At 72.9% G+C, this 11,880-nt stretch carries 7 protein-coding genes; 2 read left to right on the top strand and 5 right to left on the bottom strand.

Annotation, left to right across the window (positions count from 1 at the left end):
• Nucleotides 1–77: 77 nt before the first annotated feature.
• The 5 genes from fxsT to ACG83_RS13225 form a co-directional block, all read right to left on the bottom strand.
• The gene (gene fxsT, locus ACG83_RS13245) at nucleotides 78–2,741 is read right to left on the bottom strand and encodes an FxSxx-COOH system tetratricopeptide repeat protein (protein ID WP_054566395.1); all 2,664 of its coding nucleotides are present in this window, start codon (nucleotides 2,739–2,741) and stop codon (nucleotides 78–80) included.
• A gap of 57 nt (nucleotides 2,742–2,798) precedes the next feature.
• On the bottom strand, nucleotides 2,799–5,708 hold the full coding sequence (locus ACG83_RS13240) for an AMP-binding protein (protein ID WP_235497859.1): 2,910 nt from the start codon (nucleotides 5,706–5,708) through the stop codon (nucleotides 2,799–2,801).
• Entirely contained in the window at nucleotides 5,705–6,763 is a 1,059-nt protein-coding gene (locus ACG83_RS13235) for an ABC transporter ATP-binding protein (RefSeq protein ID WP_054566394.1), read from the bottom strand. The genes ACG83_RS13240 and ACG83_RS13235 overlap by 4 nt, the downstream gene beginning before the upstream one ends.
• Before the next feature lie 143 nt (nucleotides 6,764–6,906).
• Entirely contained in the window at nucleotides 6,907–8,478 is a 1,572-nt protein-coding gene (locus ACG83_RS13230; protein ID WP_083473187.1) for an iron ABC transporter permease, read from the bottom strand.
• Entirely contained in the window at nucleotides 8,475–9,506 is a 1,032-nt protein-coding gene (locus ACG83_RS13225) for an iron ABC transporter substrate-binding protein (protein ID WP_054566393.1), read from the bottom strand. Before ACG83_RS13225 ends, ACG83_RS13230 begins: the two co-directional genes overlap by 4 nt.
• Before the next feature lie 140 nt (nucleotides 9,507–9,646).
• On the opposite strand from ACG83_RS13225, the gene ACG83_RS13220 reads away from it, so the two are divergent.
• Together ACG83_RS13220 and ACG83_RS13215 are read left to right on the top strand one after the other, a co-directional pair.
• Complete coding sequence (locus ACG83_RS13220) at nucleotides 9,647–10,252, top strand: response regulator transcription factor (protein WP_161934750.1); 606 nt, start codon at nucleotides 9,647–9,649, stop codon at nucleotides 10,250–10,252.
• Nucleotides 10,253–10,260: 8 nt separating this feature from the next.
• Nucleotides 10,261–11,859 carry a sensor histidine kinase gene (locus ACG83_RS13215; protein ID WP_054566391.1) on the top strand — a complete coding sequence of 533 codons (1,599 nt, stop codon included), beginning with the start codon at nucleotides 10,261–10,263 and terminating at the stop codon, nucleotides 11,857–11,859.
• The last annotated feature ends 21 nt before the right edge of the window (nucleotides 11,860–11,880 follow it).

The raw sequence follows: 11,880 nt of genomic DNA, 5'->3' as shown, positions 1-11,880 counted from the left end.
TGATCACAAAGCTCGCCACGATCAGTGGCGGACGTTCTGATCCCGATGCCAGCGCGGCCGGTGTCGCTCGGCCCCGCCTACGAAGGGGGCAGGGCCTGGTCGGCTGCCTGTCGTCGCGTCGCCGCCAGCGAGGCTGCGGCCTTCTGGGTGTATGAATGATCGTCGCCAAGCACCTGCCGGAGGCCGGAGAGCACCCTCTCCTCGAGTGCCTGGGCCGCCGGACTTTCACCCAGTGCGTGCAGCACACGTGCCAGATCCGCCGCGGACAGGAGCGTGGCCGGGTGATTCTCTCCGCGCATTCTCTGCTCTCGCGCCAGTACCGACTCGGTCAGCACTCGGGCCGCGGGATAGTCGCCGAGATCAAAAAGAACGTCAGCTAGCTCGGCGGACGCGATGGTCATACGCGGGTGATCGTCGCCGACGACATCCCGGCCGCGGGCGAGCACGTCTTCGAGCAGAACCCGGGCTTCCTGGTGGGCGCCCACCGCCCGCATCACGCCGGCAAGGGTGACAGCCATACTCAACGTGTCGGGATGATCAGCACCAAGAATGCGCTCACTTCGGGTGATCGTCTCTTCCAGAAGGGTGCGCGCGCTACCGTGGTCGCCAGCGGACCGCAGCGTCTCGGCGAGATCCCACGCCGACCTCAACGTATGCGGATGGTCCTCACCGAGAACCGTCCGACGGCGGGCCAGTACCGTTTCACCCAGCACGCGCCCCCCGTCGTGATCGCCGTTCGCGTCGAGTGTGTTCGCGAGGTCCGCCATGGCGGCCAGGGTGTCCGGATGGTTCTCACCGAGTACCTCCCGGCGGCGGGCCACCACCATTTCCCCCAACGCACGAGACTCCGCGTACTCACCCATGATCCGCAGCCTCTTCGCGAGGTGTGCCGCGGCGGTCAGGGTCCGAACATGGTCGTCGCCAAGGACCGCCCGACGGCCTGCCAGCACCCGCTCCTCCAGCGCTCGGGCTGCCGGATAGTCGCCCTGCATACCCAGCGTGTTGGCGAGACTGCCAGCGGCGGTCAGTGTGTCCGGGTGCTCGTCGCCGAAGATCTCCTGCCGGAGGGCGAGCACCTTCTCCTCCAGCGTGCGGGCCGCTGCCCAGTCGCCCAGGTCCCGCAGCGTCCCGGCGACATCGCTGGCGGCCTGCAGGGTGTCCTCGTGGCCCTCCCCGAGGCTGGCCCTCCAGCGCCGGTAGGTGTCACGGCCCAACGCCAGGCTGGCGTGGTAGTCGCCGGACACGCGCAGATATCGCCCCAGTCGCAGGATCAGACGACGGCCACCCTCCTCGTCGCTGTCAGCCAGGTCCGCCGCGAGCGCGTGCGGCAGCAGCTGAGCGTAGGTGGGCCAGCTGTCGGGCGAACCGGGGTCCCCAGAGGCGGCCACGACAAGCAGCCGATGCAGCGTGCGTCGGGCCGTGTCACGCAGGTCGGGTGGCGTGTGCTCCCGCAGCACGGCCTGGACCAGCCGGTGCAGCACCACACCCTCCGGGCTCACGCGGACGAGACCCACCGCGGTCAGGATCTGGATCAGCCGGCCCAGCAGAAGCGGGTCCGTCGCCGCGGGAGCCAGCGGGGGCGGCAGCAGCCCGACCGCGCCCGGACCGATGAGGGACGCGGGAATCGGCTCCGGCCCGCACAGTGCCCACAGCCGCAGGAGCCACACCGCGGCGGGATTGTCGAGTCGCTCGACGGCCAGCGTCCAGGTCGCCGCGACGGGCACCGGGTAGCTGACCGGCTTTCCCTCGCTGAGGACCTCTCGCGTGCGCTGCCCGACGAGCCCGCAGTACGTGTCGACGGCCATACCGGACCGGCTGAGCCACGCAGCCGCCTGCTCCACCGCCAGCGGCAGATCACCCAGAAGCTCCGCCACCCGACCGGCCGGTTCCTCCGGCAACCCGGGCAGCCGCCGGCGCAGCAGTCTCACCGCGTCGGTCCGCGGCAGCACGTCCACCAGGGCCGCGTCCGCCACCCCCAGCCAGGTCGGATCCCGGGACGTGACAAGCACATGCCCGCCGCGCCCAGCCGCCCGCAACACCGCGAGGAGCAGCGCCTCACCGCCGTCGTGTTTCGTGCCTTCGGGCGGCGCACCCGCGTTGTCGACCACGACAAGCCACCGTCCGGCCCCTCGTGCGCCGAGCAGATCGACCGCCCGGCTCGCCGACTCCGCCGCCCTGCCTTCGACGGCGACTCCCAGCCTGACCGCGAGCGCCGCCAGGCCGCCGACCAGTTCCGCGGGCCGCTCCGCTGCCACCCACCACACCAGGTCGTACTCGCCCCGGAAACGGTAGGCGTACTCGACCGCGAGCTGCGTCTTGCCGACCCCGCCAAGCCCGTACAGCACCTGCGCACAGGCGGCCCCCGAACGCGTCCCAGCAAGCCGCGTCCGCAGGCCAGCCAGCTCCTGTTCCCGCCCGACGAAGTTCGGATTCGGCGGCCACGGCACCTCGAACAGCGACTCCACCTGACCGGACGCGTCCAAGGTTTCCGTTCCGAACACCCTGTTCGCCGGATAGAGCGCCCCGGCGAGCGCAAGCAGACTCGCCCTGCCACCGACAAGCGCACCCGCGCGCAGCAGCCTGGAGACCTCCCCCCAGAACTGCTCAGCGCCCTGGACCGGCCAGGCCGGATGACGCCCCCGCCCCAGACCCGCCCATTCCAGCAACTGGCCAGCAGACACCGGATCGGCGAACGCCTCACCGAGTGCCCGGATCTGCTCAGGCGACAAGTCGTCCGCCACTCACCACCCCACGAAGCCGACACGTACGCACCACGGCGCAGCCATCACCGACGGCGATCAGCATCCCACGTGGAGGTTGACCGGCGCGGCCTGCCGAGAGCTCCGCCGGCCGCCCCTACCCTCCTGCGCTCCTCCGACTGTCACGTCCGACGTGCTGGGCCTTGCCGCGGACAGTGCACGCGGCGGCCAGCCCATGCGGCACAGCCGTACTGTGATCATCCAGGTTCCGATACCGGCCCCGAGGCAACCGAACAGGACCACGAGCGGAGCCGCATGGGGCAGCGCCCGTTCATACACAGCGAAATGCGTCAGGTAGATGTACAGCGACGCGTTCGACACCGCCGCGGCGACGGCGACGGCCGCCCTCGGCAGCAGCAGACGTGGCAGGAACATCATCGCCAGCAGACCGGCGCCGACGATCGTCTCGCGGATCGCGTCGTCGAAGTAGCCCGGCAGCATCCCCGCCGCCACCGCGATGACGATCACTTTGCGCCGCGCGGTCGTCGCCCGCTGCGCGGCCCATCCGAGCACGAAGAACCAGAGCGCCCCATGGGTGACGTAGAGCCGGGTCGGAAACGCGCCGCTCACATCCGGGTCCGCGGCCAGGCTTGCGACCAGCGCCGCACCGAGCACGGCCATGGCCATGGCGAAGTCGTGCCGCTGTTCCAGGCGGCGCACGGCCGGGATCGCGAAGAGCGCGGCGAGTACCAGCAACGTCTGGACAAGGACCTCGACGAACCAGTAACCGGGCACCCCGTCGCGCACGTAGTTGTCGACGAGCAGCACGTTGGTCACCGAGCCCTCGCCGCTGGTGGCGATTCGCCCGGCGAGCCAGAGCATGGACGGGACGGCTATCCGCGCCGCGCTGCGCAGGAGCCGCCGGCTGACGCCGCGTCGCCCGGGGACGAGACCGAACCGGGCGAGGTTCCACCCGGCGGCGACAAGCAGCAGGTGCGCGCCACCGAGCAGGCTGAACAGCCCGATGTGGTTCGAGACGACGAGGACGATCGCCGCCGCGCGCAGCACGACGTCCACCTCGACGGCGCGCAGGCCGCGCGGCGCGCGAGCCCCGGCCGGGCCGACGTCGGTGGCGGGCTCGACCGCCATCCGTTCCAGCTCGCCGACGGGAATGGTCGGCCAGCCCGACGGGAGCCAGCCGAGGGCGCGCTCGATCTCCAGCGACAGCTGGACATAGGTGAGTGAGTCGCCGCCGAGGTCGACGAACGTCGCCGTGTCGGGAACCTCCGGCCGGTTCAGGACCTCGCCGAACCGGAGGCGCAGTCGCGTCGGGGGCATGTCCGTGGTCACCGGGTCCCCCGGCGCGGTGACCGCCGCGACCGCGGCGACCGCGGGATAGTCGACCTTCCCGTTCGGACGCCTGGGCAGCCCTGGGACGACCACCACCCGGGCCTGGCCGGCCGGGAGCCCGGTCTGGGCCTGGATCGCCGCAGCCACCTCGACCCGGATCTTCTCCGTGCGGGCCTGCCCGGTGCCGACCGGCTCGGTGCCGACCGGCTCGGTGCCGACCGGCTCGGTGCCGACCGGCTCGGTGCCGACCGGCTCGGCGTGGGTCGCGGTGGCCGCCGGCCCGGCGGGTTCGGTGGGGGCGGTGGGTTCGGTGGGGTCGACGACGGCGACGAGGACCTCGTCCACGCCGACGCAGGCCGCGGGGTATCCCAGCTCGGAGAGGAGCCGTTCCACGCGGTCGAGGTCGATCCGCAGGCCGAACGGTTTCACGAAGCGTGAGCCGCGACCGACCAGCTCGTAGAGCCCTCCCGGGCCTCGCCGGGCCAGGTCGCCGGTCGCGAGGGCGTCGACGACCTGGCCCGCCGCGAGGTCACGGGCGTGTTCGGCGTAGCCCATCATCACGTTCGGCCCGCGGTACACCAGCTCGCCCGGCCCATCCGCGGGGTCATCGCCGTCCGGGACGGTGGTGCCTGGAGCACTCGGGCGGGGACGCACGATCTCGAACGAGCCACCGGGGATGGGCCGGCCGATCGCACCCGGGTTGCTGGCGGCCAGCTCCGGCGGCAGGTATGCCATCCGGGCCGTCGCTTCGGTCTGGCCGTACATGACGAAGAACCGCCAGCCGCGGCGCTGCCCGAGCTCGGCCAGCTCCCGCACTCGGCGCGGCGGCAACGCGCCGCCGGCCTGCGTGACGTAGCGCAGGCTGGGCAGGTCCATCGCCGCGAAGCCGGCTCGTGCGAGCAGGTCAAAGGTGTACGGCACGCCGTGCAGGCTCGTCGCGCCGTGATCCCGGAACGTCGCCCAGAACGCCTCGTCGACGACCGACGTCCCGGGCAGCAGCAGGGCGGCGCCGCGCAGCAGGTTGCTGTTGATGACGGACAGGCCGTAGCAGTAGTGGAACGGCAGACTGACGGGTGCCCGGTCCGACGCCCGGATGTCGAGAACCGTGGCGATCGACTCGGCGTTGGCCTGCACACCCGTCGCCGACAGCCGCACCAGCTTCGGCGACCCGGTCGACCCGGAGGTGGACAGCAGCAGCGCGAGCGCCGGGTGCGGATCATGGGCCGAGCCCGGCCGCCGGTGCGCCAGCCGCCACCCGGGAGGGCCCTGGCGCAGCAGGACGTCCGGGTCGTAGACCGACACCAGCGGCTCGACGGACCGGCTGTCGGGGCCGCTGAACAGCACGGGGTGCCCGCCGGCCAGCGCCGCCAGGTAGGTGACCAGCGGCTCCAGCCCATCCGAGGCAGCGATCATGACGAGTCGGCGTCCCGGCCCCAGCCGCGCGCCGACCTCGTCGACGCGGTCCGCCAGCTCGTCATAGGTGAGCGCCTGCCCGTCGGCGCCGACCACGGCGAGCGCGGAGCCGTGGCGGCGCAGGTCACGGGCGAACGGCACCCCGCACAGGGCACCGGCGTCAGCGTCAACGCCAGCCGCGACGCCGACGCCGGCGCCGCGGCCGATCCCGACGCCGGCCCCGGCAGCAACGCTGACGCCCGTCAAGTCGCGTCCGCATCCGCGGGAGCGGTCGCCGTCGCCGGGCCGCTGACACGCACCCCGACCCGCTGGCCTGCGGCCGGGAGGTGGTGCGCGGCGCAGCGGGCGGTGACGTCGACGTCGCCGGACGGGGTACCGACCCGCAGGGCGAGCAGACCGTCGGCGCCGCGGAAGTCGGCGGTCAGGACCGTCGCGTCGGTGTGCCCCGCGCCAGGCTCGGTGATCTCGACCTGCTCGGGGCGGAGGAAGACCCGGCCGGTCCCGTGCTGGTCGTGCCACAGTGGGACGGCACCCAGCGGGGTGTCGGCGACGGTGCCGCGCAGCGCCGCGGGAACCACCGTCAGGTCGCCGACGAAGGCCGCGACCTGGTGGTCCACGGGCCGGTGGTAGAGGCCGGTCGGGGTGTCCTCCTGCAGGATCGCGCCGTCGCGGAGCAGGGCGACCCGGGAGGCGATGGACAGCGCCTCGACGCGGTCGTGCGTGACGAGGACCGTGGTGGTGCCGGTCGCGGCGAGCGCGGCGGTCACGGCCTGCCGGGTGGTGGCGCGCAGCTCCGGGTCCAGCGCGGAGAACGGCTCGTCGAGCAGGATGACGTCCGGCCGGGGGGCGAGGGCGCGGGCGAGCGCCACCCGCTGCTGCTCGCCGCCGGAAAGCTCGTGCGGGAACCGCCGGAGGTAACGCTCGGGGAGGCCGACGAGGTCCAGGAGCTCGCCGACATCGCGACGGTTCCGGCGCGACCGGCGCGCCCGCCAGGGCCAGCCGAAGGCTATGTTGCCGGCCACGGTGAGATGCGGGAAGAGGCTCCCTTCCTGGGTGACGTAGCCGATGCGACGCCGTTCCGGTGGGACCTGGCGGCCGGGGCCGGCGACGAGACGGTCGCCGATCGTGATCGTGCCGGCGTCGGGGCGGTCGAAGCCGGCGAGCAGCCGCAGCAGCGTGGTCTTGCCCGAACCCGAGCGCCCGACCAGGGCGGTGAGGCAGCCGGCGGGGACGGTCAGATCGACGCCGTCGAGCACCGTCTGGGCACCGTACGCCTTGCGTATGGCGGCGGCGCGCAGCACGTGGCCGGCCGGTGCCGTGCCGGGTACGGCCGGCCCCGTTTCCGGGCCGGCAGTCTCCAGGCCCGGCGTTTCAAGCCCTGGCGTCTCAAGCCCTGGCGTCTGAAGCGGTGGCGTCTGAAGCGGTGGCGTCACTGGCCCCGGTGTCACTGGCCCCCCTCGGAGTGTCGGCTGCGGCGGGTCAGCAGGAAAGCGGCCGGCGCGGAGATCGCGATCATCAGTAGGGCGTAGGGCGCCGCGGCGCCGTACTGGACCGCCGTCGACTCGCTCCAGAACTCGGTGGCCAGCGTGCGGGTGCCGATCGGCGCCAGCAGCAGGGTCGCCGTGAGCTCGGTGGTCACCGCGAGGAAGACCAGCGCCGCGCCCGCGCCGATCCCGCGCGCCATCAGCGGCACGGTGACCCGGGCGAGCACGCCGGCGGGCCCGACGCCCAGGGATCGCGCGACGTCGTCGAGTGCCGGTGGTGTCTGGCTCAACGCCGAGCGCAGGCTGACCGTCGCCCGCGGCATGAACAGCACCGCGTATGCGGCGAGAAGCATCACCGTGGTCTGGTAGAGCCCGGGCGTGTACCTGATCGCGACGGTGACCAGCGCAAGCGCGACGACGATGCCGGGCAGCGAGTTGCCGATGTAGGTGCTGCGCTCGACCAGCCGGGTGAGCGCGCCGCGCCGGCGCTCGGCGAGCCAGGCGACCGGCAGCGCGAGCACCGTGGTGACCGCGGCACCGAGCAGAGCGAGGGTGGCGGTGCCGGTCGCCGAATCCAGCAGGTCACCGGCGGGGAACGCGGTCGAGCGGCTGGTCGCCAGCCAGTAGGAGATGCACCCCAGCGGCAGGCCGACGGCCGCGCCGGCCAGGGCTGCCAGCGCGACGGCCGCGAGCGGGGCGGCGCGCCCGAGGCGGTGGCGCGGCGCCCGGCGGGAGGCACCGGCGCCCGTCCGCGCGTACCGGGTGCGGCCTGTCAGCCACAGATCGCCGCCGAGCAGGACGAGGCAGAGCAGGACGAGGACGCCGGCGAGCGCCGTGGCGCCCGACCCGTCGAAGGTGGACTGGTACTGGTCGTAGATGGCGGTGGTGAACGTGTCGTACCGCAGGTTCTGCAACGCGCCGAACTCGGCCAGCAGGTGCAGGCCGACGAGCAGCCCGCCACCCAGGACGGCCGGCCGCAGCAGCGGCAGCTCGACCCGGGCGAACGTCACCCACCGGCCCCGGCCGAGCGACCGGGACACCTCCGCGAGGCTGGGGTCGGCGCCGCGCAGCGCCGCGGCGACCGGCAGGTACACCAGCGGGTAGTAGGAGAGTGTCGTGACGAGCACCGCCGGGCCGAGGCCGCCGAACGACGGGGACAGCGAATACCAGCCGAAGCTGTTCACATAGGCCGGGACGGCGAGCGGCGCCGCCATCAGCCCCGTCCACAGCGGACGTCCAGGCAGGTCGGTGCGTTCGACGAGCAGCGCCGCCGCCGTCCCCAGCACCATGCACGCCGTCGTCCCGAGCGCGACGAGCAGGACGGTGTGCCGCAGCAGCTCGCCGACCCGTGGCCGCCACAGCAGGTCGCCGAGATCGCCGCCGGTGGCGGCGATCTCCACCGCCACATAGCCGAGCGGGACGAGGGTCAGCGCGGCGACGGCGAGCGCGCAGGCGAGGCGAAGTGGCGGGTAGCGGCGAAGTGGCGGGTAGCGCAGCCAGCCCCGCGGACCCGCCGCGAGGCTCGCGGTCACAGGAGCCCCACCTCCTGCATCTCCGTGACGATCGTCGGGCCGTTGAGGGTGTTGGGGTCGACGGTCGGCGCGTCGAGCTGGTCCAACGGGGTGAGCACGGCGTTCGCCGGGATGCCGGAGCCGACGGTGTACTCCAGTGCGTCGCCGTCGGCGAGCAGCTGCTGGCCCTCAGGGCCGGTCATGTAGGCGAGGAACCGCTGGGCCTCGGTCGGGTGGCTGCTCGACCGGAGCACCCCGCCGCCGGAGACGCTGACGAACGCGCCCGGGTCCTGCTCACCGAAGAACTCCAGCTTGACCTTGCTGCTGTTCGCGCCGCCGTCGGCCTGGTCGCGGTACCAGTAGTAGTGGTAGCTCACGCCGCCGGAGATCTCGCCGGCGTTGACGGCGCGCAGGATGGTGTTGTTGCCGCGCAGGATCCTGGCGTTGTCCTTGATGCCCTGCAGCCAGGCCCGGCCCTCGTCCTGGCCACGCAGCGCGTAGACGGCGCTGACGACCGCCTGGAAATCGGCGCCGCTCGGGGACACGGCGAACCGGCCTTTCCACTCCGGCCTCGCCAGATCAATGATCGACTCAGGCAGGTCGGCGGCCGGGATCTCACCGGGGTTGTAGATGAACACCGTCGACCTCGCGGCGACACCGACCCAGTCACCCTTGCCCGACGAGTACCGTGCCGGCACCTGGGCCCTGGTGGCGGCGTCGACCGGGGCGAACAGGCCCTTGGCCGAGACGAGGGACATCGCCGGCGAGTTCTCGGTGATGAAGACATCCGCGGGCGAGGATTCACCCTCGGCGACGATCTGGTTCGCCAGTTCGAAATCGCTGCCGTTGCGGATATCCACTTTGATGCCGGTCTTCGCGGTGAATCCGTCCGCCCACGCCTTGCCGACCTCGTCGTGCTGCGCGTTGTAGAGCACCAGGGCGCCGTCCGGGTCCGAGGACGCGGGCGAGCTGCCGGACCCGCAGGCAGCGAGGGCCAGGCCGGTCCAGGCAGCCACGGCCGTAAGAAGCAGACGTCGGGCGGTCGGCACGGGGGGACTCCTTTGACAGATGACACCTGACGAAAGGAGGTTAGGCTCAGTTAATATCGACCGAATCCCCCTAAAATTCGGGGGTCGAAGGTGCACACCCGGAGGGCCGTGAACCGATGGCATCATCGTTGTCACTCCTGGTGATTGACGATCATCGGATATTCGCCGAGGCACTCTGCCTGGCCCTTGGCCTCGAACCCGATGTGCGCGGCGTGGCAACGGCGCACACCGGCCGGGACGGTCTCGCGATGGCCGCGGCCCTCGACATCACCGCCGCCGTCGTCGACCTCGACCTGCCCGACCTCGACGGCATCGAGGTCGTCACCGGGCTGGGCGTGCTGCGGCCCGCGGCGCGGATCGTCGTCCTCACCGCCCATGCCCGGCCCGACCTCGCCCAGCGCGCGGTGGCCGCCGGCGCCGCCGCGTTCCTGCCCAAGGAGGCCCCGCTGGCGCGCATCACCGCGGCGCTGCGCGGCCAGGCCGGCGACGATCCGGTCGTCGACCTCGGAGCCGCTCGGCCCGCGTCGGTCGGCCGCGTCGGGCTGACCCCCCGCGAGCTGGATGTGCTGCGCCAACTCGCGCAGGGACGGGACGCCCAGCAGACCGCGGCGACCCTGGGCATCTCGCTGTACACCGCGCGCGACCACATCAAGGCGCTCATGGCGAAGCTCGGGGCGCGCAGCCAGCTGGAGGCGGTGGTGTCCGCGACCAGTCTCGGCCTCGTCACCGTCGGTTCACGGTACTGAGCCATCCGTTGACCGCTACCGAGCACCCGTCGACACCGCTGACCGCCGGCGACGACACGGCCGACACAGGCGGTGTCATCGACGCGGCCGGTGCCGACGCGGCCGCGTCGATGACACCGCCGCCCTCCCGGGGCCGACCGCGCGAGCGTCCGGTTGTCCGCCGCGTAGTCCTGCGGCACGTCGTCGTCGCGGCCGTGATGTCCGTGTTCCTGTCGGCGCTGGTCGTCGCCGGGCTCTGGCGGTTCGCGCAGGACCAGTCCCGGGAGAACGCCGAGCAGGTGGCCGCACAGGTGGCCGCGACGGTGCTCGGCCCCATGGCCCGGCACGACTACTCCCGGCCCGACAGCTTCGACCGGGCCGACCTGCGCGACCGGATGACCCCGTTCCTGTCGGCCGGCATGGTCGACCGCGTCAAACTGTTCACCGTCCGGGGCGACCGCGCCACCATCGTGTTCTCCGACGACCCCCAGCTGGAGGGCCGGACCGGGTATCGCGCGCCGAGCATGACCGACCAGCTCCAGGCCGGCGGTGTCGTGGTCAAACAGGTGCCGCAGGACGCCGCTCACCAGTACGAGACGTCACTGCCGGGTAGCCGGCTGGAGGTCTTCTTCGGCTTCCTCGACGCCGCGGGCAGCCCGACCCACCTGGAGCTCTACATACCGGTCCGGCCGGCCTGGATCGCCCGGCAGGCCACCGGGGTGCTGCTACCGGTCCTCCTGGCGGGCGCCGTCCTCCTCACCGCGGCGATGATGCCGCTGTCGATCGCCATGGCCCGGCGGGTCGAGCGCGACCGGGCGGAGACCCGCGCCGCGCGACGCTACGGGCTCGCCGCCGCCCAGCTCACCCGGGAACGGCTGGCGCGACGTCTGCACGACCATGTCATTCCCAGCCTGGCAGCGGCCGGCCTCCTTCTCGACCGCGCCCGGATCGACCGCGCCCGGATCGCGCCTTCGCTCCCTCCCTCCGCCGCGGGCCCCGCCCCGCCCGCCGCCAGCGCCACCGGGGCCGGCGGAACAGCCGGGGCTGGCGGGGCCGGGAACGATCTGGTTCTCGCACATGTCCAGGGCCTGCTCGCCCAGGAAGCGCAGGAGCTGCGCGCGATGCTCACCGAGCTGCTGACGTCCGCTCCGCCCGACACGGACATCCGGGCCGCCCTCGACCTGCTCGCCGCCGAGATCCTCACCATCGGGCTGGAGCCGGAACCCGTCGCGACGGTCATCGTTGAGGACCCCTGCGAGGTCGACAGCCAGACCGCTTCGATCCTCTGCCAGGTGGCCACCGAGCTGCTGCGCAACATCGCGCGGCACGCGTCGGCGCGCACGGTCCAGGTCCGCGTCAGCACGCCACCCGGCGGCCAGGCCAGGACGGTCGAGCTCCTCGTCACCGACGACGGCGCCGGTTTCGATCCCGCCGTCGCCGCCCCGCCCGGCCACATCGGCCTGCGTCTCGTCCATCGCCTCCTCACCGACCACGACGGGCGGCTGACAGTGACAAGCGCGCCGGGAGCCGGGACGACGGCGATCGTCACGATGTCCGCCGGGCCACCGCGGTCCGGCGGGGACCGCCGCCCGCGAGCATCCTGGCCGCGCCGCGGCCGCCCGAGGTAGGTCGGGCAGGCAGGCGCGGTC

Source organism: Frankia sp. R43, from assembly GCF_001306465.1.
Lineage (GTDB): Bacteria > Actinomycetota > Actinomycetes > Frankiales > Frankiaceae > Parafrankia > Parafrankia irregularis.
The sequence above is the reverse complement of the archived record's forward strand: the minus strand, read 5'-3'. Positions and strand labels throughout refer to the sequence as shown.